Source organism: Nitrosospira sp. Nsp11 (genome assembly GCF_900142705.1).
In the GTDB taxonomy this organism is placed as follows: domain Bacteria; phylum Pseudomonadota; class Gammaproteobacteria; order Burkholderiales; family Nitrosomonadaceae; genus Nitrosospira.
The window spans coordinates 65,687-88,613 of the sequence record NZ_FRBV01000012.1 but is presented as its reverse complement, the minus strand read 5'-3'; the positions used below and the strand labels follow the sequence as shown (position 1 = coordinate 88,613).

General features: G+C 52.2%; 40 protein-coding genes. 9 read left to right on the top strand and 31 right to left on the bottom strand.

Features of this window, described 5'->3' with window-relative positions:
• Positions 1-397: 397 nt before the first annotated feature.
• The 18 genes from BUA28_RS12400 to BUA28_RS15605 all read right to left on the bottom strand — a co-directional run bounded on the left by BUA28_RS12400 (position 398) and on the right by BUA28_RS15605 (position 13,256).
• Positions 398-706: a hypothetical protein gene (locus BUA28_RS12400; protein ID WP_072768431.1), complete on the bottom strand. Its 309-nt coding sequence runs from the start codon at positions 704-706 to the stop codon at positions 398-400.
• Between the two features lie 3 nt (positions 707-709).
• On the bottom strand, positions 710-1,495 hold the full coding sequence (locus BUA28_RS12395; RefSeq protein WP_072768430.1) for a hypothetical protein: 786 nt from the start codon (positions 1,493-1,495) through the stop codon (positions 710-712).
• 11 nt (positions 1,496-1,506) lie between these two features.
• Positions 1,507-1,929 carry a hypothetical protein gene (locus tag BUA28_RS12390; protein ID WP_072768429.1) on the bottom strand — a complete coding sequence of 141 codons (423 nt, stop codon included), beginning with the start codon at positions 1,927-1,929 and terminating at the stop codon, positions 1,507-1,509.
• The gene (locus BUA28_RS15950; protein WP_178298037.1) at positions 1,913-2,080 is read right to left on the bottom strand and encodes a hypothetical protein; all 168 of its coding nucleotides are present in this window, start codon (positions 2,078-2,080) and stop codon (positions 1,913-1,915) included. The genes BUA28_RS12390 and BUA28_RS15950 overlap by 17 nt, the downstream gene beginning before the upstream one ends.
• Positions 2,077-2,355 (bottom strand): head-tail joining protein, encoded by a 279-nt coding sequence (locus tag BUA28_RS12385; protein ID WP_072768428.1) that lies wholly within the window; start codon positions 2,353-2,355, stop codon positions 2,077-2,079. Before BUA28_RS12385 ends, BUA28_RS15950 begins: the two co-directional genes overlap by 4 nt.
• Entirely contained in the window at positions 2,355-2,657 is a 303-nt protein-coding gene (locus tag BUA28_RS12380) for a hypothetical protein (protein ID WP_072768427.1), read from the bottom strand. Before BUA28_RS12380 ends, BUA28_RS12385 begins: the two co-directional genes overlap by 1 nt.
• Before the next feature lie 74 nt (positions 2,658-2,731).
• Positions 2,732-4,714 (bottom strand): phage major capsid protein, encoded by a 1,983-nt coding sequence (locus tag BUA28_RS12375; RefSeq protein ID WP_072768426.1) that lies wholly within the window; start codon positions 4,712-4,714, stop codon positions 2,732-2,734.
• Between the two features lie 33 nt (positions 4,715-4,747).
• A complete protein-coding gene (locus BUA28_RS12370) occupies positions 4,748-6,304 on the bottom strand; it encodes a phage portal protein (protein ID WP_072768425.1) in 1,557 nt (518 codons plus the stop codon).
• Positions 6,301-6,861: a hypothetical protein gene (locus BUA28_RS12365; RefSeq protein ID WP_072768424.1), complete on the bottom strand. Its 561-nt coding sequence runs from the start codon at positions 6,859-6,861 to the stop codon at positions 6,301-6,303. The genes BUA28_RS12370 and BUA28_RS12365 overlap by 4 nt, the downstream gene beginning before the upstream one ends.
• A gap of 1 nt (position 6,862) precedes the next feature.
• On the bottom strand, positions 6,863-8,800 hold the full coding sequence (locus tag BUA28_RS12360) for a phage terminase large subunit family protein (protein WP_178298035.1): 1,938 nt from the start codon (positions 8,798-8,800) through the stop codon (positions 6,863-6,865).
• Complete coding sequence (locus BUA28_RS12355; RefSeq protein WP_072768422.1) at positions 8,730-9,260, bottom strand: terminase small subunit; 531 nt, start codon at positions 9,258-9,260, stop codon at positions 8,730-8,732. The genes BUA28_RS12360 and BUA28_RS12355 overlap by 71 nt, the downstream gene beginning before the upstream one ends.
• A gap of 87 nt (positions 9,261-9,347) precedes the next feature.
• Positions 9,348-9,920, bottom strand: a complete 573-nt coding sequence (locus BUA28_RS12350) for a phage tail protein (protein ID WP_072768421.1) — start codon at positions 9,918-9,920, stop codon at positions 9,348-9,350.
• Complete coding sequence (locus BUA28_RS12345; RefSeq protein ID WP_072768420.1) at positions 9,917-10,216, bottom strand: phage fiber-tail adaptor protein; 300 nt, start codon at positions 10,214-10,216, stop codon at positions 9,917-9,919. Before BUA28_RS12345 ends, BUA28_RS12350 begins: the two co-directional genes overlap by 4 nt.
• A complete protein-coding gene (locus tag BUA28_RS12340) occupies positions 10,213-11,526 on the bottom strand; it encodes a LamG domain-containing protein (protein ID WP_072768419.1) in 1,314 nt (437 codons plus the stop codon). The genes BUA28_RS12345 and BUA28_RS12340 overlap by 4 nt, the downstream gene beginning before the upstream one ends.
• Positions 11,527-11,958 (bottom strand): hypothetical protein, encoded by a 432-nt coding sequence (locus BUA28_RS12335; protein WP_143148515.1) that lies wholly within the window; start codon positions 11,956-11,958, stop codon positions 11,527-11,529.
• A 1-nt stretch (position 11,959) separates the two neighbouring features.
• A complete protein-coding gene (locus tag BUA28_RS12330) occupies positions 11,960-12,424 on the bottom strand; it encodes a hypothetical protein (protein ID WP_072768417.1) in 465 nt (154 codons plus the stop codon).
• Between the two features lie 2 nt (positions 12,425-12,426).
• Positions 12,427-12,825, bottom strand: a complete 399-nt coding sequence (locus tag BUA28_RS12325) for a hypothetical protein (protein WP_072768416.1) — start codon at positions 12,823-12,825, stop codon at positions 12,427-12,429.
• Positions 12,826-13,019: 194 nt separating this feature from the next.
• Positions 13,020-13,256 (bottom strand): hypothetical protein, encoded by a 237-nt coding sequence (locus BUA28_RS15605; RefSeq protein ID WP_143148514.1) that lies wholly within the window; start codon positions 13,254-13,256, stop codon positions 13,020-13,022.
• Positions 13,257-13,296: 40 nt separating this feature from the next.
• On the opposite strand from BUA28_RS15605, the gene BUA28_RS12320 reads away from it, so the two are divergent.
• On the top strand, positions 13,297-13,665 hold the full coding sequence (locus BUA28_RS12320) for a hypothetical protein (RefSeq protein ID WP_143148513.1): 369 nt from the start codon (positions 13,297-13,299) through the stop codon (positions 13,663-13,665).
• Here BUA28_RS12320 and BUA28_RS12315 read toward each other — a convergent pair.
• From BUA28_RS12315 to BUA28_RS12265, 11 genes are all read right to left on the bottom strand, one after another.
• Positions 13,644-14,546: a DnaB-like helicase C-terminal domain-containing protein gene (locus BUA28_RS12315; protein ID WP_072768414.1), complete on the bottom strand. Its 903-nt coding sequence runs from the start codon at positions 14,544-14,546 to the stop codon at positions 13,644-13,646. The two genes, BUA28_RS12320 and BUA28_RS12315, sit on opposite strands and share 22 nt — an antisense overlap.
• Entirely contained in the window at positions 14,539-14,955 is a 417-nt protein-coding gene (locus tag BUA28_RS12310) for a CHC2 zinc finger domain-containing protein (RefSeq protein ID WP_072768413.1), read from the bottom strand. The genes BUA28_RS12315 and BUA28_RS12310 overlap by 8 nt, the downstream gene beginning before the upstream one ends.
• Positions 14,952-15,776: a hypothetical protein gene (locus BUA28_RS12305; protein WP_072768412.1), complete on the bottom strand. Its 825-nt coding sequence runs from the start codon at positions 15,774-15,776 to the stop codon at positions 14,952-14,954. The genes BUA28_RS12310 and BUA28_RS12305 overlap by 4 nt, the downstream gene beginning before the upstream one ends.
• A complete protein-coding gene (locus BUA28_RS12300; RefSeq protein WP_072768411.1) occupies positions 15,776-16,120 on the bottom strand; it encodes a hypothetical protein in 345 nt (114 codons plus the stop codon). The genes BUA28_RS12305 and BUA28_RS12300 overlap by 1 nt, the downstream gene beginning before the upstream one ends.
• Positions 16,121-16,380: 260 nt before the next feature.
• Positions 16,381-16,824, bottom strand: a complete 444-nt coding sequence (locus tag BUA28_RS12295; RefSeq protein WP_072768410.1) for a hypothetical protein — start codon at positions 16,822-16,824, stop codon at positions 16,381-16,383.
• Positions 16,817-17,290 carry a hypothetical protein gene (locus BUA28_RS12290; protein ID WP_072768409.1) on the bottom strand — a complete coding sequence of 158 codons (474 nt, stop codon included), beginning with the start codon at positions 17,288-17,290 and terminating at the stop codon, positions 16,817-16,819. The genes BUA28_RS12295 and BUA28_RS12290 overlap by 8 nt, the downstream gene beginning before the upstream one ends.
• Positions 17,283-17,549: a hypothetical protein gene (locus BUA28_RS12285; RefSeq protein ID WP_072768408.1), complete on the bottom strand. Its 267-nt coding sequence runs from the start codon at positions 17,547-17,549 to the stop codon at positions 17,283-17,285. Before BUA28_RS12285 ends, BUA28_RS12290 begins: the two co-directional genes overlap by 8 nt.
• A complete protein-coding gene (locus BUA28_RS12280; protein ID WP_072768407.1) occupies positions 17,542-17,766 on the bottom strand; it encodes a hypothetical protein in 225 nt (74 codons plus the stop codon). The genes BUA28_RS12285 and BUA28_RS12280 overlap by 8 nt, the downstream gene beginning before the upstream one ends.
• On the bottom strand, positions 17,759-18,052 hold the full coding sequence (locus tag BUA28_RS12275; protein WP_072768406.1) for a hypothetical protein: 294 nt from the start codon (positions 18,050-18,052) through the stop codon (positions 17,759-17,761). The genes BUA28_RS12280 and BUA28_RS12275 overlap by 8 nt, the downstream gene beginning before the upstream one ends.
• Positions 18,053-18,074: 22 nt before the next feature.
• A complete protein-coding gene (locus tag BUA28_RS12270; RefSeq protein WP_072768405.1) occupies positions 18,075-18,521 on the bottom strand; it encodes a phage regulatory CII family protein in 447 nt (148 codons plus the stop codon).
• Between the two features lie 174 nt (positions 18,522-18,695).
• Positions 18,696-18,944 (bottom strand): hypothetical protein, encoded by a 249-nt coding sequence (locus BUA28_RS12265; RefSeq protein ID WP_072768404.1) that lies wholly within the window; start codon positions 18,942-18,944, stop codon positions 18,696-18,698.
• A gap of 83 nt (positions 18,945-19,027) precedes the next feature.
• Here BUA28_RS12265 and BUA28_RS12260 point away from each other — a divergent pair, with 83 nt between their 5' ends.
• The 3 genes from BUA28_RS12260 to BUA28_RS12250 all read left to right on the top strand — a co-directional run bounded on the left by BUA28_RS12260 (position 19,028) and on the right by BUA28_RS12250 (position 20,397).
• Positions 19,028-19,552 carry a hypothetical protein gene (locus BUA28_RS12260; RefSeq protein ID WP_072768403.1) on the top strand — a complete coding sequence of 175 codons (525 nt, stop codon included), beginning with the start codon at positions 19,028-19,030 and terminating at the stop codon, positions 19,550-19,552.
• Positions 19,536-19,787: a hypothetical protein gene (locus BUA28_RS12255; RefSeq protein ID WP_072768402.1), complete on the top strand. Its 252-nt coding sequence runs from the start codon at positions 19,536-19,538 to the stop codon at positions 19,785-19,787. The genes BUA28_RS12260 and BUA28_RS12255 overlap by 17 nt, the downstream gene beginning before the upstream one ends.
• A 193-nt stretch (positions 19,788-19,980) precedes the next feature.
• On the top strand, positions 19,981-20,397 hold the full coding sequence (locus tag BUA28_RS12250; RefSeq protein ID WP_072768401.1) for a hypothetical protein: 417 nt from the start codon (positions 19,981-19,983) through the stop codon (positions 20,395-20,397).
• 20 nt (positions 20,398-20,417) lie between these two features.
• On the opposite strand, the gene BUA28_RS12245 is transcribed toward BUA28_RS12250, so the two are convergent.
• Positions 20,418-20,813, bottom strand: a complete 396-nt coding sequence (locus tag BUA28_RS12245) for a type II toxin-antitoxin system HicB family antitoxin (protein ID WP_072768400.1) — start codon at positions 20,811-20,813, stop codon at positions 20,418-20,420.
• 1 nt (position 20,814) lies between these two features.
• Entirely contained in the window at positions 20,815-21,000 is a 186-nt protein-coding gene (locus BUA28_RS12240) for a type II toxin-antitoxin system HicA family toxin (RefSeq protein WP_072768399.1), read from the bottom strand.
• Positions 21,001-21,214: 214 nt separating this feature from the next.
• On the opposite strand from BUA28_RS12240, the gene BUA28_RS12235 reads away from it, so the two are divergent.
• The 5 genes from BUA28_RS12235 to BUA28_RS12215 all read left to right on the top strand — a co-directional run bounded on the left by BUA28_RS12235 (position 21,215) and on the right by BUA28_RS12215 (position 22,914).
• The gene (locus BUA28_RS12235) at positions 21,215-21,460 is read left to right on the top strand and encodes a hypothetical protein (protein WP_072768398.1); all 246 of its coding nucleotides are present in this window, start codon (positions 21,215-21,217) and stop codon (positions 21,458-21,460) included.
• A 26-nt stretch (positions 21,461-21,486) separates the two neighbouring features.
• The gene (locus BUA28_RS12230) at positions 21,487-21,699 is read left to right on the top strand and encodes a hypothetical protein (protein ID WP_083570006.1); all 213 of its coding nucleotides are present in this window, start codon (positions 21,487-21,489) and stop codon (positions 21,697-21,699) included.
• A gap of 102 nt (positions 21,700-21,801) precedes the next feature.
• Positions 21,802-22,077: a hypothetical protein gene (locus tag BUA28_RS12225; protein WP_072768396.1), complete on the top strand. Its 276-nt coding sequence runs from the start codon at positions 21,802-21,804 to the stop codon at positions 22,075-22,077.
• A 23-nt stretch (positions 22,078-22,100) separates the two neighbouring features.
• Positions 22,101-22,625, top strand: a complete 525-nt coding sequence (locus BUA28_RS12220; RefSeq protein ID WP_072768395.1) for an HNH endonuclease — start codon at positions 22,101-22,103, stop codon at positions 22,623-22,625.
• Complete coding sequence (locus BUA28_RS12215) at positions 22,606-22,914, top strand: hypothetical protein (RefSeq protein ID WP_072768394.1); 309 nt, start codon at positions 22,606-22,608, stop codon at positions 22,912-22,914. Before BUA28_RS12220 ends, BUA28_RS12215 begins: the two co-directional genes overlap by 20 nt.
• Positions 22,915-22,927 lie beyond the last annotated feature (13 nt).

The following is a 22,927-nucleotide window of genomic DNA, read 5'->3' as shown; positions in this document are numbered from 1 at the left end:
CCCGCAAAGACGTCCTGCATTTTTTTGATGGACCCGTTCACCGAATCAAAGCTCTTGCCCATCTGTGAGGTAGCGTTTTGCACCACCTTTTGCGCAGCAGCCACGGCGGCATTTAGCCCGGCATCTTCCGCGCTGATGCCCAGTGAGACGTCTTTATCTGCCATTGGTTATCCTGTTGGGAACTGCTTCATCAGTTGCGCGATTTCCGCTTCGCTCATCTTTTTAGGTTTTGATTCTGGCTTTATGCCCAGATACCCGGCAATCATGACGTGAACTGGCGGGTGATATTCCCAATACTTGTTCATCGCTGCCAGCCGGGGAATGTCGACGTGATCCCGAACGTAATCCCACGTCCACCCGGTATTGGCGCAGACGCGGGAATACAGCTCAAACCAGTCTACTTCCCCGGCTGAGCTTCCCCCAGTTCCAGCGCCTTTCGCTTGAGCCCGCCGACATCCATGATCGCTTCCATAACTTCCTGCATGTCGCCGAGGTCAACCATTTCGGCTACCTTTCCCCTTGTCATGTCAGGATAGTTCCTTGATAGCGCCGAATGCAGGGCGTCGATCACGGTCCCGACAGACTCGAGACTGGCGCCAACCTGAAACTTACTGATCCGCTCTTGCATGAGCTCGATAGCGCCGAGGGAAAGCGGCGGCACGATGTAGGTCGTCCCGCCCAACTTCATTTTTATGCCATTGATCATGGTTTACTCCGACATCGAATAATCGAATATCCGGCCCTGGGCATCCGCGAAACAATCGAAGTCGATTTCCGGAACCACGAAATCATCCAGTTTGGTAGCCACGGTGAGCTTTGAGGCGAGGCAGGAGTAGAACGTATAGGTCACGGCCTTGCCTTCAAACGGCAGGAGAATGTCGGCACGGAAGGTGGGTGCATAACCCATCGGCAGATTCGCTACGCTGGATTTTGTCGCGACAGTGCTGGCAGCGGTGTATCCATAATTGATGAATACCTTCAGGCCCAGGTCAGCCGCGGCAAACAGATAGACGCCGGCCGAAACGGTGTATTGCCCGGTTGCGGGAGCGGCTGTCACGCGCTTCATCGGCAATCCACCGGCAGTCACTACGCCCAGATCAGTCGCCCATGTGCCCGCATCTGGGATCTTGATCGCAACGAGAGAATCTGCCGCGCCCGCCGTGATTGTGAATGGCGTGGCGGGAATGAGAATGCCGACGGAATCCTGCTTGATGTTCGCTATCCCTGCCGAGAGCGTTTGGCCGAAGAAAATGCTATTCCACATCGCGCCGTTGACCTGGGCATTTTTGACCTTGCCGGATATTTTGCCCTTGCCGCGCCCGGCCTTTACCGGGAATTGATTCTGTCCATACAGCAGTTTGTTATCGAACGACATGTCGATGGAGATTTCCTGTGACAGTCCGAACTGAACAGGCGAAGGGACAGCAACAGCCGCGCCGGTCGCATCGGTCAATGGTGTGCCCCATAAGCTACCGGCACCAAAAATGGTTTGCATTTGTTGCTCCTTTATTGGGTTAAATCGTAAACTTTCGTTGTGTATCTGACGTGGTAGAGGAACGTGGCGAACCCCGCCGTCTGATCCGCTTCGTGCATCTCCCACTTGGCCGGGCCTTGCAGTGTCAGTGACGCAAGGCCGCTTAGGGTCGGGTCAGCCATGATCCGCGCGTGGGCGGCAGCTATGATTGGATCGGCCAGTTGATCCGGTACATCGCCTCTGGTGTAAACGTCGATCGCCATAGCCAGCGTGGAAATGGTCATCCCGGCAAACTGTTTCTCTGGAATATCCTCTTCCGGTCGCACGATGATTGCCGGCGATTCCTCCCGTCCAATTGCTGTCACGCGCGAACGAAATACGTTCGCTCCTGCCGGCGTTGCGCCTGTCAGCAGGGTTACCACTGCCGACAGGATTTGCTCACGCTTGCTTGGCATCAACCTTTCCAGCTTTGGGCGGCGGCACGAGATCGAGCCGTGACTTATGCATTTCAGCCAGGTCAGCAGGCAACTCAATGAGTTCGCCGCCTTCCAGCGTCTTGCCGTCCATGATCAGGCGTTCGCCATTCTTGATTCGATATGTATTCATTTTTGCAGCATCACCTTTGAAAAAACGCCGTCATCCTGCTTTTCCCCTGCGCCCCGGGCGGTGTACTTCACGCGGTTCACCGTTATCACGTCATCTCGTTTGAACGACACTTCAGTGGTTAGGTAGGTGAGGGAATAATCAGTCGACAGCGCACCAGCTCCAGAGAAATCCACGCTGTTGTCCGGCATGTCCAAGATCCCCAGGAATGAGACGTTGCCCTGCGCTTTCAAGCAGGGCACGCCAAAATCATCCAGGAACGAATCTTCTTTGAACATTACTCAGCGGGCGGTGTTTGCGCTGGCTTCTGTGCGGCCGCTAGGGCGCCGACCAACTGCTGAATCAAGGCAGTGCTATCGGTAGCCGCGAGGGTGGACGCCTTCCGCTCTTTCTCAGCCTTTAAAGCGGCTGCCCGATCTTTCGCGTCCGCCAGCTCAAGCTTATGCAGGTGCTGAGCCGCTGCGTCATCCTCGAGCTCAATCGTTTCACCGCTGACGGACGTTTTATCGAAAACTTTTCCATCATTGGCTCTTACTTGCGTGGTAACCACGAAGCCATCACGAACGATATATTTCTTCATTTCATTCCTTTGGAATTGGAGTATTAAAAACGGGCCTTTCGGCCCGCTGGTGTGTGAAATAAAATGCCCTGGAATTAGGTGGTCAGGGCGTCAGACATCGTAGAGAAGCTGGCGGCGTGACGCACGCCGATGTCGATCGACTGAAGGGCGCGGATCAGTACGCCACCGTTTTTGTAAACGGCGGAGTCATACGGATTCGGCACAATTTCCAGCACACCCCATTCGCCGATCAGCAACTCGTTCCAGGCGCCGAAGAAGACTTCGGAGCAGATGCCGGAGGCGGTGCCTTTGGTCAGGTTGCCACGGGCTTGATTGGTACGGGCAACAGGATAGCCGTTGATCTCGCCAGGGGTGCCGGAGCGCTGGCCAACTGCCGAGCCGGACCAGAGATATTGACCGGTGGTAGATTTGAGTTTCTTGAGAGCACCTACCGATTTGGCGTTTGCCATGTATGCCAGAGACTCTTCCGGGGCATTTGCGGCCATGACAGCCGTTTCCATATCGATCAAATGATCGATGGTCAAAGCCGCGCCATTGGTGCCGCCGACAACGGAGCCGATGCCAGATACGTTGGCGATGCCGAGAGGTTGCGCAGATGAGCCGCTACCGGACAAGGCTGCAATATCAATGCCGAGCGCGAGTTGAGCGATCAAGTCCGCGCGCACAATCATGTCTATATCGGGAGTCGACTGCAGCAGCATGTTGCGACTGATCTGACTGAACGTGCCGATGGTTTTCAGCGTCAAGGAGATCTTGTCGAACGTAGCTTCCGATTCCGTGGTGTTGCCAGTTTCCGATGTCCAGTAAGTCGAAGACGCGCCGGTTTGACGCGGGATGTCGACGTTGCCGACGAGCCCGGAGAGGACGGTGGCACCCATTTGCATGACGCGCGCCTTGTTCCGCAAAACCTCGATGAACGAACCGGCCATAAGGTTGGTTGCTACCAGCGCGCCACCCGTTGCAGGTGCGCCCGCTGCGTATGCTGCGCGAGCGGCAAACGGGATATTCGTCGGAATGAAGAAGCTGCGTTCGCTTTGCGGACCGCGCCCCAGGCGTTTGGCGATGGCGGTGGATACTTCCAACTCGAAACCGGCCTCTTTCCAACTGTTCGAGAGCGAAGCATTCAATGCGCGGATGACGGAATATCCAGCCTTTTCGCGTTCGCTCATATCAGCATGCGCACCTTGACCGAGATCCACAGCTTGCTGAGTATTCCGTGCTTGTAGAATGTCCAGCACTGCGCCGCGCGCGACTTCAACGGTAGCTCCTTTCTGGATAAAACCGCGCTTCACTTCCGGATCGATTTTGTGTTGATTGCACAGCCCTTCTATTTGAGCAATACGTGCCCGCTCCGCTTCGGCGCCGGTCTGGCGTTCGCGATTGGCGTCAATGACTACCACGGCAGAAGCGCCGCCGACTGAGCCACCCGTGCCATCGCCAGCCGCGTCTTGTACTACATAATGCTTTTTAAACATTGTCGTTTCCTTTAAAGTTTCGGCTGACGCCGGTTTCGGTACGGGGATGATTTCCACATCCCGCTCTTCATCGCCAGCCCCACGCCCGACGCCGACAGTAGCGTCGGCGGGAACAGTGACCAGAGATATTTCGTAAGGCTCCCAATCGGTAGCCGTGTAAATTTCTTTCTCGGTATCCTCTTCAAACTTGAATACCCGGTACATAAAGGACACGTTGCACAAAACGCCATCATCGGCCTGTCGCATCGCCCAATCACCGCGCTCATCCTTTCCGAAGCGAACCGTGGCATAGCCGCGGCCGCCTTTTATCTCGATGTCTTCAACGATGCCCAAAAGGTCGTTACGGTTGTGATTGAACAGTAGCGGCATATTCGCCTGTCGCGCCCCATTCACCCGCACAGCACCTTTGGCGTGACTCAGGATCTCGGTGCCGTACCACATATCGACAGGCTCTTCCGAGCTGAACGAGAGGCTTACCGTTCGGGTCTCTTGGTCGGTCAGAGCGCGCTTGCCATCAACATCGACAATCCTCGAGACGACGCGGGTTTGCGGCTTAAGCTTCGTCGGACGTTTCCTAATCATTCTTGCTCCCATAAAAAAACCCGCCGAAGCGGGTCATTCTTTTTTTGCATCATCGTTTTTTTCAGGCGGCACATCCTCGTCCTGGGGATCAACGGCCGTCGGTTGTGATTCACCCGGCAAATCAACTGCTGCGGGATCAGTATCGAAAGATAAGTACAACTCTTTCATTAGGTCCAGTTCTTGACGCCTAGCCTTAAAGGTATCCTCGGCATCAACGCCGCCGCCAGTTTGCGCTATCACATCCGAGACAGTCATGAATCCGCTACGAACTGCGATCTGGAACGCCTTAACTTCCTTGACCGGATCGATCCAGCCCCAGCCGCGCGGCCTGAAGCGAACTGCCTGGTACTTTTCTCTGTCCTCGTAATAATCGAGAGGGATATTCAGATCCCCCGATATGACAGCCGCTTCCATCCAATCGCAGTAAATGTTATGCATTACGCCGCGAATCAGCCACCCTTGCAAAACTCGCCACAAATCCCGGTCATCGAGCAGCGACAAGCGGCTGCTAGAATAATTGGATTGTGAATAATCCCGGGAAAGAGATTCATAACTTACACCGATACCGGCAGCCATTTCCCGCAACATGTACCGCATGAAAGGCTCAAGCGCAGCATTGGGTCGGCTTGGATTGAAACCGGTAAAACTTTCGCCCGGCAGCAACTGCTTGAATGTCCCAGGCTCGACATCAATAACCCGCTGCCCATTGGCAAGATCATCCGCCGGCGCCTCGTCCAATGTTGTAATAAACCCGACGATATTGGCAGATGCGCGCGCCGCAACAATCTCGGCCTCTGAGTACCCGCCCATGTCGTGTATCTTTTTCAGCACAGCGTGGAACCAGGGCACGCCCCGGCTTTGCGGCCATCGATCGATCACGAACGGATGGATAATATCTTCCGCGGGCACGCGCAGGAATTTCGCCGGAACGAACGAAGCGAATGTGTAATCGCCTGGGTGAACGGGATGCAGCCAGTAAGCAATGGGCCTTCCCCACTGGTCCATTTCTACGCCCATGCGGATGGTGTTGCCGTTGGGGGCCTTTGCGGTTTGGAATTGATCCATCAGCCGATCAGCCTCGATCACTTCCAGGGAGAGAGGAACTTTTCCCCCGCCGAATGGTTGCCTTATTTTGCGAATCAAGATTTCGCCGGCCTCTACCTGCTGCCCCATCGTGACACGAAGAATCTCCGTGAGACCCAACTTTCCGGCAACATGGCAGGTATTCGATTGAATCCACTTATTCCATGCCACCTCGATCCGATCGTTAATTTTCTCCATCAGTTTGCCGCGCCCATTGACCACCTGGGCTTGCATACCAATGCCGTCACCCACCACATTATTCTGTACGATCCGGACAGCGTTTTTAGCATGCCCGTTGTCGCGTACCATCTGGCGCGACCGTGCGCGCAAGGCCCGAAGGCTTGTCAATATCTCAGAATCGGCAGAGGTATTTAAAGCGGTCCAGTCGGATGTCAGCCGGGTAAATTGTGCGCCAGCGTATGAGCGCTGCGCTGGTTTGGCTGCTTGTGCCTTAAGTAGCGCGCGCTCCTTATTCCACTTCGCCAGAACTACCGAACCTTCGCTCATCGAAACCTCGCAAGGAGATTAGAGGGATTCCCCAAGCCGTTCGCCATGGCCTTGATGTGCCGTTCGTTGCGTACCTTTATCTTCCAAAAGCTGATAGCCTCGAGCAACTCAGCAGCAGTGTAGTATTTCGCTGAACGTGAACCGATGGAATATTCCCGTATACGCTTTCCGCTCGCGTTTAGATTCGCCAGCGCGGCTTCTGCATCCGCTAAGGCTTTCTCTGCCATGCTGCGCGAATCGTGCCCGACAGTTGCGAGCGACAGATCCGGCGTGATCGTAAGGGTGCCGGTCGCAGCAGTTACTCGCACACCTGCAGCCTTAGCGTATGCCGCGAAAGTGTAGATTCCCGGCAGAAGGGTGCCGCTTTGCTCAAGCGTCAAGGTCGTTTTCCATCCTTGCCCATCAGCAACAGCATCGAGCGTCACAGAGGCCGGGCCGCGTAACTCATAGACAAGCGTATATGCGCTACTGTCATAGCGGACACCTTGGGCATCAGTGAATGAACTGTCACTCCATGAGGCAGAGTCGCCCCGCTGCAAGCAATTAAATATATTCATATCACCACCTAGAGGCCGAATACCCCTTCTTGCCGGGGTTAAACGGCGCGGGTTTGGGTTTAATTACCGGTTTGTCAGCCTCAATCGCTCGTGTTTCAGGCTTAATCGTCTCCGGCTTTTGCAATTGGCTTTCAAGATTAAGCCAGGCCGATTCTTTAAATAGGTTTGTCTTAAGAGAGCGGGTTGCATGAAGAGCGTAAACCTCACAGTCCAACGCTTCATTTCGCACGCCAGCCTTCGCCGTCCAGACTTTCTTCCGCTTGATTGTGCGGTGCGGAACTTTAACCTCGCTGACCAACTGCTCCCAATAATCCGGCCTCACTGATCGGTACCAGTGCATGCGACCGGGTCCGGTACCGGCCAACTGCAGCCTGCCGTCCAGAATTAGGTCTTTCGCTCGGGTCGTGCCAACAATGAAAGGCTTCAGTCCGTGCTTGTTAGATTTGTGCTGCCTGTTCGTGTCGACGGAGGCGCGCGGTGTTGCGAAAATCTCTCTCGCGTCATCGGTGGAGGCACCTTTAACCGCCATATATTTCAGCTTCAAACGCTTCCGGACATAGCTATAAACCGGATCCGATGTTGCTCCATCCGATGAATCGATACTCACCGCCCGAATCCTGAGTGTTGTTCCGCTGGCATGGATGAATTCGCGTGTCAGCAGAGCGTCTAAATCCACCCAGGCGCCTTTCTCCGGGACTTTGGTATCTCCGTATAACTCACCCCAATACACAAGCCAACTTTCCTCTCCACGGCCCCATGCGCGAATAACGACAGCGAGTCGATCATGCTGCACGTCAACGCCCGCTGTAAGCACAAGCCCGCCCCAAGGGATAGTAAACTCATCGTATTCTTCCGCTCTGTCTTTAAGATCATCCTCGCTTGGAATGTCGCTTTGGTATTCCCAAGGCAATCCAAGTGACGAATTCCAAAAAGCGATAAGTGCACCGATGTCTCCCTGATCGGCTTCAAGTTGAGCGGCGAGATACTTTTCAACCAGCCGGCTTAACTTGCTCTCAGCAAACGGGCTATAGAGCTCGTTAAGGTAAAACCCCGCGACGCCCCGGAACTCTGCGGTAGCCTTCCATACTCCGTTCCGAACCGCTCTATTCTTCTGCGCGTCATTCCAGATCACTGCGCAATGTGGGCAAACGTAATACGCGGACTCAGGCAATGCTTTTCCGTATATCGCGTGAGTGCGCGTCTCATCGCTTTGCCAATGTACGTTTTCCCAGGCCAGTACATGTGATTCGCCGCATTCGTGGCAGGGAACAAAGTTCTTGCGCTGGTCGCTGGCCAGAAGCTCAGCGGCTATGCTTGATACGCCCTTAATGCTCGGCGTGCCGCCAGCGACAACCTTGCTGTCGTGGTATGTTTTGCCGCGCTCCTCGAGGAGCTTGATCGAGTCGCCCTGTCCCTTGATGTTCAGGTTACAGTCGTCTGGCTCTTCAACGATCATGATCTTGGCGGGGGTTGACTTGACCCCACCGGTGCTATTCGATCCGATGAATTTCAGGAACCCGCCGGGAAACTTTTTTCGATTTTGCGTGTTATCGGCCGTTCTTGTTTTCGTTTCCACCAGCGCAGCTAAAACAGGCGTGGCTTCTACCATCGGGTTAAACTTTTCTACGTTGTAATCCTTCGCGTTCTGGTCACGCGGAAACATGACAATAGCGGGCGCCGGGGCAATATGGATCAGGTAACCTATGAGGTTATTGATCACCCCATCTGTCCAGCCAACCTGTGCCGATTTCTGGCATACCACCTTTCTAACCCCGCGATCGTTGATGCACTCGAGGATGCCCCGAAGATATGGGGTAATGGCTAAACTATATTTTCCCGGTAGAGCGCTGTTCTCGGCTGATATGTATCTATACTTCTCGGCCCACTGAGCCACTGTCATCTTCGGAGGCGGGTTGAACGTCTTCGTTACCCGCTTCATCAGCGTCTTCAGTTGGCTCGTACTCTGCGAGTTTCCGTAATGCGTCATCAAATGTCTCAGCGATTAAGTCTCTCTTAGCCTCCACTCCATCCGTTACTTCCAATAGTTGAGCCAGCCTATCCGGTTGTGAGCGCAGGAAGGAGCGAGCAGAAGCCACCATTGCGAACCAAGCAGGCTCGATCTCAGAGACAGGGATAAGCTCTTTCAGCTTCTCGGAAATCTCAATTTCTACCTTGTCGCCCTGTAAACGAGAGAGCCGGTCTTTAGGGGATTCTTCTTCAACCTTCCCGACCTGGCGGGCAATCATCCAGGCGATCACTTTCTCTGTATCGTACTGACCGGATGCTCCGCGGGCCGCGCGTCCGGCAATAGGAAGCCCGTCTTTCTGCCAACTGGTTAGCGTTCGCTCGGACACTCCCACGATTTCCGAGAGCTCCCGCTTGTTTACTAATTTACCCATTAAAGGAAGGAAGTGAGGAGAGGCAAAACATCTGCGCGAAATTCGCGGTCATGGCACCCGCCTGATTACTATGAAAGTAAGTACCTTTTACCTCTTAAGAGATAGATATTGCAGTTCATGCTTGAGTAGGATTGGAAATCTATTCTTGATCTTATCTCTAAGTGTTTGTTGCACTACTTCATTACTGAATGCTGTTGGTATGCTTGGTCCGAACAACTGCTTGATAGGTAGGCCTGACCATACGTTCTTCCTATTCATCTTGTGTGCCGTGCCTACACGTACCACTACACCTATGTGTCCTGTGGGCATGGTAGCTATGAAGGCGTGCTGGATTACCTTGCGGCCGCTCTTGACCTTGACAGACACACCCTTCTTGGTTTGTCTTGCCGCATAGTTGATTAATGGGATCGGCTTACCAGTCACCCGAAGGACTGCCTTCAGAACGTTACGATTGGCTTTTCTAATATCTATCCGCCGCTTGATCGTGTTAACTCCGAGGTTATAGCCTACCGCCCGGATACTGCGTGATGATTCGGTTCTGGTCTCTGCTGCTACCTTGTTCAATGCGCGTGGCACAGCCTTATCCATTACCTCTTTGGGTATGCTGCCGAGCTTGGCCAAGGCCTTGCTTATATCCGCCTTTACGCTTACCTTGATCATCGCTGCCTTACCATCACGCGAAAGCTTCTATCCTCGGTACGCGGTATTACATTCGCGGTGACTATGCGACAAGATACCCAATAGGTTTGCCCAGCGTTGCCGCCTTTTAACCACACCGTAGTGATGTCGCCACTCACAGCCTCATCATGCTTGGTCAGGCCGGCGCCTACCGTCCATGTGACAGTGTTGATCGTGTCACCATCGAGCCACGCTGACCAATCCAACGCGTAATCGAGATCTGCGTCAGGGTCTTTGATTATGTAATCGCCGAGTGTGTCGCTTTCGAAACCAGTCATGCTGATAGGGTCCTGTTTTCGCCATCCACAATCTTTGTTCGCCATGATGGCGTAGGCAATAAGCCACTTGGTCCGAGTGAGCCAGAGCTTGCTAGATTCGTTTGTAGGCCCGATGCGCCGCTCAGGATATGCGCCTGTACAATCGCGCTGGCCGCCGCGACATTGTCTTGCACGCTTGCCGGACAAATCAGTACATGCGCCTGCGAGATTGCACCGCTTGCGCCGGCATTGGCCTGAGTTGAGGGCGAGGCCGCGAGATTATGGACAACTCCTACGGAAACAGCGCCGACGCTTGCGGCATTCGCCTGCGTGGATCCAGTTGCGCTGAGCGCATGAGTTTGCGATACCGCGCCTGCTGTTCCGGTGTTGGCCTGCGAGCTGCTTGCACCTGCCAGCAAATGTGACTGCGTGATTGCGCCCGCGCCTGCTGTATTCTGCTGCGCAGATGTCTGCACAGCTATCACGTGCGTTTGGGTTATTGCGCCAGTTGCGCTCGTGTTGGCTTGAGCGCCATTTGCGCCTGCCAGTACATGGGTTTGGCTAATTACTGCCGCGCTCGCGACGTTCGGCTGAATGGCGCTGGAGATCGTTAGATCGTGAGTTGTGCCGCCAGATGAGGCAGCCCATAACTTTCTTGCTGGCGCTTTAAAAAGTCTAGCGGGATTCCCGTATATCTCTTGAACTTCGCCAGCAGAGAATGCCCGATAGAAGAGTCCTATCGTGTCTACGTCCCCCGTCCACGGGCTTGTTCCATTCGGTGCAGCGCCGACTCCAAGATACTGCAATGAAGTGGGTGCTGAAACCGCTATCCTGCTTACCTCCCTCCCGTTGACATAAAGGATTGCGCTATTGCCATCGTATACGCCAAGAACGAAATCCCTCTTTCCAATTACTTGCTGCCCCGCCCCATTGCCATCTATCGCCACTCCACTTACCGTGAAAGCATATTTGCCGAAAGAATCAGAGCCGAGATAAAGTCCTGTCCCGTAGTCGGTTGCAAGAAACCGGAAGTAGGAGTTATGGACAATGCCAGGACGAACCCAGGCAAATAGTGTGATTTTCTTCCCAGCATGAACAATCTGCTGATCACTTCGGTAGGAGCTTGAGCCGGTGAACCTCATGGCACGGCCATGATCTCGAATTACCGGCGTGGTGACTCCGACAAATGAGTTTAGATGATTGCTGTTGGCAATGTTACGCCCATCAGTCTGAAACGGCGCCAGTATTACTGCGTCGGCATACTCCGGCGCTGGTTGCAGCGAGTATTGCGGCTGCGTCTTCAGCCGTTGCGGCAGGATTATAGACGACACTTACGCAACGCCAGTTATATCGGCTTTATACACAAAGCCCGATGCCAATGTGACGCCTGTACGGTTGCGGGCTATGAGCTTGATATGGCGAGCAACAGGCAGACCAGACAGGCTAAAAGCCTTGCGGTGCGTCCCTGTAGTTTTGCACGGCAAAGTGCCAATCCAATGTAGATCGACTTCATCCGTAGCAACTGTGCCGCTTGTCGGGCCGCTGCCAAAATCTACCCCATCCAGGGATAGCTGAGCGAATAGGAGTACTTGCTGATCCCCAGTAGGGGAAGTGACTGTGACTACCGCTTCTACAGTTACATCAAGCGGTATGTTCGGTCCAAGATCAATAGCGGAAGAAGCGATATATGTATCGCTAAGGAGAGGGCCCATTGTTATCACTGGTGGACTCTTTGCTCCTTGTGCTTGCGTGAATGTTGGCATCTTATCGGTCTCTCAGGATTTCTTCTGTCATGTAAGGCAAGCCAAGAACTTCGGCCCTAGAGGCGGGAAGCAGGGACAGAGCCACCAGTGCGTCAGCCTCCTCAGACGTGAAGCCGTTCTCCCCTATTGTTCTCAGTATCCCGATCATCTCGACCGCTTTGGGATCTCCAATATTTCCCCCAGGCTGTGAGCCCATAGCGTGCACAAAGTCGGCAATGACAATATCAGTTGGTGCCAGGGCCTCTAGTTTGGTCCGGATGCTGCGTGCCAGCGAGGTGCCCAGTATGGAGGGGAGCGTCAGATTTGTAATAAGCCGCTCCTTGTGCATCAACTCTGTGTATCCGTTGAACAGATCAACTGCATGCCCTGGTTGGTTGGCTAGGCGAGAAGCATAGCCCTTGCTTTTCGGGTCGAGGTCAATCTCTCCGTTGAGGATGGCTTTTTGCTCCGTAGTTAGCGTAACCATGATTACGCCGGTTGTCCGCTGATATAAGTCAGGCTCGGGAAGTTGACCGGGTTACCGCTGGTGATTGGCTGATTGGTAGTTTCGTCCGTAACGTACAAGACCTTGCTGTTTACGGTGTCGACCAAAGCAACGTGCAGATCATCGCCGACTGTAGAACTTCCGGAAGCGGTACCGCTCTTGGCCGCAATGGTAAGGACCAAAGCTGCGCCGTCAGCACCAGCAATCGAATAATCCGTAGTTGGATCCGTGTTGTCCATGGCAACCGACGCGATTTTATTGCCGCTCGCTGTGGCAAAGCTATCCTTGGCGACGTAGCCTTTCAGGAGCCACATTTGGTCGGCGCCGTTCTTGAGTGCATTCAGGCCGCCGCCCAGTACATCGGCGTGTGCGTATTTAGGCATTGATTCTCCAAATGACGGGCAAAGAAAAGCCCCCTGACAACTTAATGTCAGAGGGCTATCTGGAATTATTTATCGGGGTTTAGCGTAAATCCTGGGCGAAAAAAACCACCGTAGGGGAGGTGGTTTAATGGTCTTTCCGTTCTTCGCGCGGACTTCTAACTGAAACAGTACTGTATAGGATATTGGCGGGCTAATCAAGCGTTATTTAACAAACGCACGCTGCCACATAGTCTGCCTGGATTAATTCCCTCAGAGGCTGTGCCTATCAACTCCACCGTAACGTCAGCAAGTGAAACGTTCGGAGAGCGCCAGTACTTGAAGGCATCGTTTTCCGTCCTTGCTACGACAAGCTCAACAGCTTCACAATCTCCCAGATAGCCGACGTCCTTGGAATATTCCTCTGATACATGCGATAACTTATAAATATTCATGCCCCGCCTCTTGTCTCGAAGACATCAGTGTATCAATTAAATGGCCAAGCATGGTGTAGGCTGTAGTCCTGTCATCCCTGTATGTTCGGCGAGACTTACCATAGCAATGTGCGCGCTGCATCTCACTTGGTATCGCATCGATGTATTCCAACCGGATGACGAGCTTATAAACTTCAGGCAGCAGGTTTACGGCGCGATCAGTGAGCAGGCAATCAGCATCTATGCGCGGGTCGTGGAAGTAGGGCGGTGGCGGGACAAGCCGCGTAAAGCTGCTTTGAGACGGATAGCCCAACGCCACGCCTGTATCCAGTTTCCACCTGGCCCATTTTATGAGCCGGTTTACCACCAGCGCTTCAATCATGCTTTACTTGACGCCGTGTTTGCCATCTATCTGCCCCTCAATTCGTGATACCGACCCGTGACCCGGTCATACCTTAACGTCACCATCCCTGGCCTTCCAATGTGTTTGAATCTGACTTTTTGAATATGAATATCCACCTCTTGAGAATCAGGAAAGGCAGCGTCTCGCCATACAGTCAGAGCGCAATCGGTCTTATTCCACCAGTGCTGCGAACCGCTTATCATGTCCGGGCGGGGCACCGGTAGCTTCCCATCTTCTCGCCTTACCTTTTGCGGATGAGCGACTATCCAAACGTGCACCTGATTGATTCGCGCCCAGTTCCTGACGGTAGACAGTGCTTGGGATATGTACTCTGTTTCACTCAGGTTTCCTGCTCTCCAATGTTCGAGCTCATTCCACGGATCGATAACGACGCCGCGTTTAGCGTCTAAAAACTTGGTTAGAAATGCTTGCGCAGCATCCAGTACGTCCTTCAGAGAAAAGGCGCCGCTTGTGGCTTCCGTGAACGCGAACGATTGATGCAGTTCTTCGGTCAACAGGCACAGTTCGTCTTCGGTAATCCGTGTAGTGGGACCAGCGCCGAACGGTTTGCCCGATATTTTTTCCAGCATCTTTGTTACGTGAAACGCAACTGGCTGATTCTCGAAACTGAATACAGCAAACTTCCAGTTACGCCGCGAAAGGTTCAGAAGAAGGGCGTCTATGAACTCCGATTTGCCCGAGCCCGGCCATCCGGTTACCGTCGTTATCTGCCCAGGCAAGACGGTGTAATACTGATCCAGCGAAGCCCATCCGGTGCTGTCGCCAGATGGCATGCCGTTTCGCCATAGCTCGAGAACCTCTTCAGAATGGACATAAGGGCTAATGAGTTTCGGTTTACGCTCGATAGCCGCGTCCAGTATTTGCGCGCCGCGCTCGGGGTTAGCCATTGACCATGTCCCTCGCGGCCATTATTCGTTGCGCCGCTACATGAAGCCTCTGCCAATCGCCCACAGTTATGTCCTTATCGTTAGCCAGTCGACTAGCAGTCATCGCCACAATAAGGGTTTCGGTGGATACGGCTTCCAGCACGTCAGCAGCGGGGAAAGGTTTGCGTAAGGGCTTGCCGTGATCCATAAGCTTTTCTGGAAACAATTCGTCGAATGTTAGTCCGATAGCATCAAGGATTTCTTGAGGCGAGCAACCGGCGAAGCAGTGAAGCAATATGCGTTGATCGCCGAGCTCCTTGATCGCCAGGCTTGGGCTTTTATCGTCATGTGCGGGACAGCATGCAAGCCAGCGATCCGGTCCGGTTTTCTTGACTTTCGTAAGCCGGGAAATAAGGTTTTCTGCTGTCATGCGTGGACAAATTCTCTTTTCGGAGACACCGTTGCTTCTCTCGAAATCGCCATGAACTTATCGATCTTTCCTGCATCCCTGAGAATTAAGTCAAGACCGTCGTATTTCGATTTACTATCGTTTTGCCCCTGGTGGTAAGGGGATAACTTGCAACCGTCAATTGCCGCCCTCAAGTCATCCACGGTGTACCCCATCGCAAGCGCTTGCTTGATTAACTTCAATCGTTTGGGGTCGAGAATGGCTTTTTCGTGATTCATTTCCTTTCGCCAATGATCAAAAACTTCCTGGCACTCGGGGCGGTCGCTCGGAACGGGCGACAATGGTTTTATATTCTGTTCCTGTTCCTTTTCCTGTTCCTGTTCCTGGTTAAGAAAGGGTTTATGTAACCCTTTCGAAACCCCTTCAAAAGAATTAAGTATCTCAACTGGGAATCTTGGAGAAAATTCACGCAAAGACCGCGCCAGCATTGGCTTTACTAAGCTGGAATCAGGCACCTGCTCGAATAGCTTTATTGCTGCTTTTGCTTGATTTGGATTCTCTATCTCGTTCCATTTCGTAAAATGGTGGATCACAACCCACTTTGACGCTTCATCTCGGGTTGCGAAACCTTTATCACATAGGTCTTTAAACCCTTTCGAAACCCTTCCCTGAGTCCATGAAAGGTCATCACAAACATATCCATCAGGAAGACGGAAACATCCTATTTGTGTTGTGTGTGGACTGGATAATAAGTAGAGCGCTAACATTCTTCCATCATCACTCAGTTTCTTTATGTCCTCGCTAGCCCAGAACGAGGTTTGAATTTTCCCGTAATCGCGCATCAGAATGGGACTCCGTCATCAGGAACCCAAACAATTTCAAATTTCCCCAAGGCAACGGGTATTCTCTTCAGGGACTCTTGAACAGCTTTGATCACGCGGGCTTTGTCTAACTTCTCAAGTTCTGGCCCGTCACCTACCTCCTGATATATCTCCTCTTCTATGGGCGCTATTTTTAGGAGGCTGGAAAGCCTCACATCTATTCCTTTCGTGCGATTTAGGACGCCAGGCTCTGTCTCAATCACCGGCTCCTCGCCCTTTCTCACTGTAAGGAAAACAGTCACCTCGGTGACCGCCGAATCCTTAAATGAGAACAGCCGCTCACGCGAGATAATTCGATTCTCCATATCCGCCTCCATGCTCCGCTAAAAGAAGCACAACGCCAGGACGGGCGGAGGGGTCCGTCTTTTCGGTAGCTAGCCTATGCGCGTGCATAACCATTAACTCAAAAACTCCTTCATTACGGCGAACCATTGGCGGACGGCCTTTCTCTTTTCCTGTGATGTTTTGCTCAGAGGTATTGCGCGAGCAATGAGAGTGGCTTTTGTGAAAAGGTGAGCGGGCGCTTTATTTGTAGCGCAGCTAACGTTGTTTGGGATGGGTCCGTTCACTGGCCGCCCTCATTCTCGTAATCAGCTACTAGCTTAATCTGGTGCGCGTTCAGCTTATCCGCATCATCAAAAACGTTTATACCCAGGGCGCCAGCATGGATGTACCGCTCTAGATGAGCAAAAAATCCTACCCAATAGCCCTTGGCGCCCGACTCATCGGAGAAATCAATGGCTCCCGCGATGGACCCAAGGATGGGCATGCCCACGGAGGAAGGGTTGTCCTTCAGGAATTGGATGAAATGAGCTGCATATTCGCGACCTGTGCGGCAGGCGAGGCCATAATCATCCGTGGGCGGAACGTGCCAATGGCTACTGCTCCGCTTTGAGCGGAAATTAAAAGGAAGTTCTTGCCATGTGAAGGGGCGGTCCGTCGTTGGTATGTATGTGCGGCGTGCTGTGGATTTGTAGACTGGAGCGGTCGTGCTTTTGGATTTAGCCATCGAGAGTTACCTCTTTAGCCGGTACGCTTTTGGCTTCCTCATCGGCGGATTCGGCAAACAGCGCCTCCTGATCCAGGGTTTCCCTGATTGAGATAAATCGAGGGGCTAGCCCTGGAATCTCATCACTAAATATCTCATCCACCTCTGCCTCGCGCTGCTGTACGCTCATCAAGCAAGCTGGTTTCCAGATATACAGATCGGCCCCCCCGGTCTCCACGGTAGAGCCAATGTACTCTCCGAGTACGCATAGAAATCCACGTATAAATGGCGAGATAGGCCCCGCAGAGTTAAGCAATGCGGTTTTAATCAGTTCCTGATCCCGTAGGAAAAAGAACTTACGATCTTCAGCGTCGGGATCCTTGTTCTCGCCCAGGTCTTGGGTAGAGGCAATGCGGGTAATGATGCGAAGAGCTTCGAAACTAGCTATAGCGCCGGATCGGAACTCCTGAGTAGTGGATTTATCCATGGATAGATACCTCTTTTATGGCAATCAACCCGCTTACCGAGCGATGGATCTGATCTTCAAGGTTTTGCATCAAACTTACGAGTGCGCGGCTTTCCCCGTATGAAAACGTCAACTCGTGTTCTTCTTCGAGAGTTCGCGTCATTGATGTACGCAGGAATTCAACCAGATAAGCGGCCTCGCAAAGGTCGTTCTCTACATCGAGGAAGCCCTTAACGGGAGCGACGGTAGGCTCATTAGTGAGTGGAGTTGCTTTAGCCATTGTTTCCCCCTTCATCCATTTGCCGCGCTATTTCGTTAAGCTTGTCAATCACATTGTCCAGCGTGTAGTAGAGTCCGCAAACAGCCTCGGAATGAAGACTTAGTTCGTCGTCGGGCTTTCTAACCGTGATGGTCTGAATGAAGTAAATCTGGCTAATGACATGATTGAGGATGTTTCTTGCGTCGAGGGGCGGTTCCGCGGGCGCCGAGTTATTCATGACCCAGATCCTCCTTTCCATTCAGCAAACTCTCGACCTTTTCCAGACGGTTAATGACATCTCCCATGCAAAAAGAAAGGCCGGTGACTTGTCGCGGCTGAAGTTCCACGCCGCCACCCCGTTCGGGAACAAGCGTGAAATATTGAATGAAGTCCATCTGTTTTATGGCGACATTAAGAATGTCTCGCGCCTCAAAGACTCTGTCTTCAAGTGCCGATTCCTCAATTTGAGGATCTGACTTTGTTGCCGTAACAGTTTCGCTTTGCTGGCTAGCGGTCCTTGCCATGGGGTACTCCAAAGGGGTTTGTTCAAAGGATAGTTTCAGGCTGTTTTTTGCCGGTTCCGACGAGAACGGCTTGAAGGCGGGTTGCAGCTGCGATCATTTCCGTTAGCTCTTTTTCCAATGCCTTGACCTCATTTGGGGTCACTTCGCCATCGTCGAAAACGTCATCCACTTTCCGCATGTAATCGCCGAACTCAGCGCACGCCCTGGTGATGGCGCGGGGGAGGCTGGTGGAGGTAATTTCAGGAAGGGGCATTGCCACGTATCCGAGCTCTTCCGCCATGGCATGAAGAATGTCTGCCCGGCCCGAAGCGGATTGCAGAAGAACTGATTCCTTCAAATGGAGGTGGTTGCGTGGATTGTTCAGGCTTAACTTGGCGCGCAGCAGGTCGTAATCCATCCCGGTCATATCCGCCAGCCTTTTCATGCCGACGTCCATACCGATTCTGTGCGCCGCTTCACTGACATTCATTTCATGCTCCAAAGAATGTTTCGGATAGTTGCTTTGTGGCGCATGATTCGATCATGCGATTTCACAAACACATTTCCGAACAAAGAAAAAACCTCCACGAAGGGAGGGAAAACAGCACAGCCCAAGAGGGAGGAAAAGCCATGCAGAAAAGAAGGGGAGATCACGGAGCGACTCTTACTCGGTATCGGTGGATGGCTTGCAATAGCCGGACTGTTTCAGCGCTTCAGAAAAGTCAGGTAGCAGTTCGGCAACCGTCAAGGCACCGCCGCTTTCGCGCTCCAATGCAATTACAAGGGTTTCGCCTAAACGATCATTGGCGCATGCAGCCTTCTGGAGATACCCAATGGTGGTGCCACAACGTAGGGCAAACTCGGCTCGCTCGACACGAGAAAGGGATTTTAGATACGTACGTAAAGTTTTCATGCATAAATATTACATTACTGTAATGTGAATTGCAATACAGTTTTGTATTTTACTTTTCTGTAATATGAATAGAGAATCGCCGAATGGATATTCAAGCAATACGCCGCGCAAGACTCAGGCGTTTAATTGACGAAAGGTTTAATGGCAAGCAAACGGATCTGCTCGCCGCTTGCAACCAAAATCAAGGGGAAATCTCTGGACTGCTTAGCGGGAAGCGAGTATTCGGAGAAAAGAAAGCGAGGACGCTAGAGGACGAATTGCATCTGGGTCGTGGGTATTTCGATCGGCAAAGCGATAAACCTGTGGCAACCCTTACAGAGGATCAATTGAAATTGCTCGACTTGGTAGAGCGAATGGATCCAAAGGCAAGGGAAAAGTGGCTTGCCTTGGGGGAATCGCTGCCATCGGTTAATACCAGTTCTAGCGTCGCTGACACCATCTCAGCTCCGTCATCAGAATTGACGAAGCCTGAGCGCCGCATGAGGCCGGACAAGGGCCCCAAGGCGCGCGCGCAAGGGTATGGCATGGGCGAAACAATAAGGAGCGGCGACCTACTTCCGGACGATTATTTTACGGAAAAAAGGAAAAAAGATGGAAACTCCATTTAAGCTTGTTCAGAACAAAATATCGCACGATACCGTCGAAGCCGCCAAAACCATCGTGGCAGATGCGGAAAGCGGAGATTGCATTGGTTTCGCAATTACAGCGATGTACAGACATGGGAATTACACCGTGAACACCGCGGGGGAAGCCTACAAAAGCCCAACATTCGCGATTGGAATGGTGGTTATGCTTTTGTATCATCTAATTAAAAGTGTTATTAGAAAACAGGGGAAAGCATAGAGATGAGCTGTTTAGGGGTTTATTATTGGACTGATTTCGTTTAAAGAGGGAGTAAAACTGAAAAACTTCCTGACCTATCTAATTGGCGCTCTCACCGTCTTGCTGGCCAGACTGGTCAGGATAGCTGCGCGGATGAATGAAAAGCGCTAACGAAGTGATATGATTTCGCTTTGACTCAACAATAAGGAAAATAATGAAAGGTATCGTAATCGCCGCAATGGCGTTAGCGTTATCTGCCTGCGCCACGGTAGGGAAGGAAATATCACAGGACCAGTTGGCCGGCTTTAAAGAAGGGGTGACTACAGTAAATGACGTAATTGAAAGACTGGGCGCCCCGACCTCAACAACTGTTTCATCAGGCCGAACAGTGATGGTTTATTCGTTCATGCACTCTCAGGCACGGCCGGCATCATTCATTCCGATAGTTGGCGCATTTGCCGGAGGTGCGGACGTTCGATCAACCATGGTAAGTTTTGTATTCGGAGATAACGGAAAACTAGAGCGGTACTCCCATACATCCACCAAGACGGGGGCGGGTACCGGCTTTGCTTCCGGTGGTTACCAGAAGCCGGATATGTCACTCCCACAAGAGGCGGTTATCGAGCGATAACGGCCTTGCCGCTATCCGCTCTATCCCTTCATAGCCTCTTGCGCCGCCTTGGCGAGAAACCCTGACCTGGTCATATGGTGAGCGCTGGCGTATTCGTCAATGCTGCGCACCAGGCCCTCCGGTAATGAAATGTTCAACCGGACCGGCTTAGAGAGAAACCTTCCTACATCCACCTCCACAATCGCCCATACAGCGCCAGCCAAATCTGGATTCGCCATATGCTCAGATAATGGGTGGGCATCCGGAATACCAAGATCGTTTTCGTAAAGCCCCTCACAATGTAAGTCAATGGCCTCGCGAGCCATCTCAATCGCCTCATCCAGGGTATCCCCTCCAGAGAAGCAGCCCGGAAGATCCGGGACAGTCACGCCGTATTTAACTCCATCATCGGAGTGTAGTGCTAATGCGAATTTCATATTATCTCCATTTCCATCCAGCTTGACGGTAGATATTGCGTAGCGTTCCTTCCGGTATGTCGGAATCAGGATGCTTAACAGTCACCAGCCCTTTCCCATTTAGCTTGAACTGGTGATGCGATCCTTTAACGCGATCCAAAATCCAGCCTTCGCTTTGCAACCTCTTGATTATGTCTTTGCTCTTCATGTGTGTAATTATACACACTTTATCGAGATAAGCAACAGGTTTTCGCTAAATCTAAACAATTTCACATGTGATTTATTACATATTTGTATTGATTTATTATTACAGTTATGTAATTATTCTCTCGTTCCATCCGGACAAACCAGAAGTGCCGGCCACCATAAGTCCCTCGGCAGGCGAGGCGAAAAGAAAGGCTTTTAACCATCAGGAGTAACAAATGATTGAGTTGGGACAGCAAGGCAGAGACAAGGTAACGGGTTATGAGGGAATCATCATAGGTCGGGCGCAATACCTCATGGGATGCGATCAATACAGTTTGGCGGCACCAGTGCGAGACGGAAAGATCAGCCCGAGCGAATGGTTTGACGAAGGTCGTATTGAAATCATTGGACCGGGAATCTCCGCTGTATCGGTTTCCACCACAAAGCCTGGCGGCCCGAACCGAGACGCGCCCAGATCATGAGCGGGATAAGGTTAGTCGGAATATTAATGTGCATTGCTGGCGTCGCGACAGGCCTTTATGCCGGTGTCTGGTGGGCGTTCATAGGCGGGATCATGGATGTTATTACCGAGATCAGGGCGGACGAATTGGACGCAATGAATATTGCGATCGGCATAGCGAAAGTGATGTTCGCGGGCGCAATAGGTAGCTTCTCGGCCATGGTGTTGTTTGTGCCTGGCTTGGCGCTGATCAAGGCGTAGGTGCTGGCATGGAAACATTTCAAATTCTGATCTCCGTGCTGTTCGTTGCCATGTTTCTGATCGATGGCTTTTAACCCGTTACCAGTTAAGGAAACCTTTCAAATGAGCAATCACAAAACAATCGTCGTTAAACAAACGTCGTTGGTACACCGCCTGATAGGAACCCTGTTCGTATTTTCCATGCTCTTGCTGTGCATCTATGTGAGCCATGGCAGCGCGTGGTGGACGTTCTTTACCGGGACGCTCTTCATCGTCTTTCTAACCGGTTTCCTGCTGTCATGCACGAAGAGAGGCACGGTAACGATTAACACGAAAGACGAGGCGCTGGAATGGGCTCGCTCGTTTCCGGACGATACCGCCTCTATTAAGCCTTTATAGGTCATCAGAAGATTTTCCAAATCATGGGAAAACCGTGGACAGATGAGGAAAAGGATTTGCTGGCTAGGTTATTTCCAGCCGGGGGCACTGTAGAAATAGCCAAACAGCTTAAGCGCTCCGTGGCAGCCACTCATCAAATGGCCCATGTTCTCGGCATTAAAAAATCAGCGGATTTTGAGGGAAATGTAAGGTTCAAAAAAGGTTCGATACCTCCACGAAAGCGCAAGGTGGGCGATACCCGATTGCATGGTGGGTACGTCATGGTCAAGACGGAAGAGGGCTGTAGAAAGTTCAAGCTCTTACATTATGAGGTATGGAAGCAACATCACGGATCTTATCCCCCTCAAGGCTCACTGCTGAAATTCAAAGATGGGAACAAGGAAAACTGCAATATCGCGAATTTGGAATGCTTGACCAGAGTTGAGTATATCACCCGCTACAGCTGCAACAATTTGCCCGCGCCTCTATTAGAGGTTGTCAGATTGAGGGGTCTCATCGTTAAAACCATCAATAGGAGATTAAGGAAAAATGGCGCACAACATAACTGATTTACGGGGGCACCTATTCGACACCCTGGAATCCCTGAAGGACAAAGAAAAGCCCATGGACATCGATCGCGCTAAAGCCATTGCCGATGTGTCCCAGGTGATCATCAACAGCGTAAAGGTTGAGGTGGATTATTCGCGCGTTACTGGAAATACGGTGGCCAGCGGATTCCTTGGCGAACCGGATACAAAGGGCGGTTTACCGCAACCAAACCCGATCACCGACCATCAGCTACCGGAAGGGACTATCAGTCCAAAGCCAGGCGTATTAGTTCACAAGATGAGGGGCTGATGAGGGAGGATTT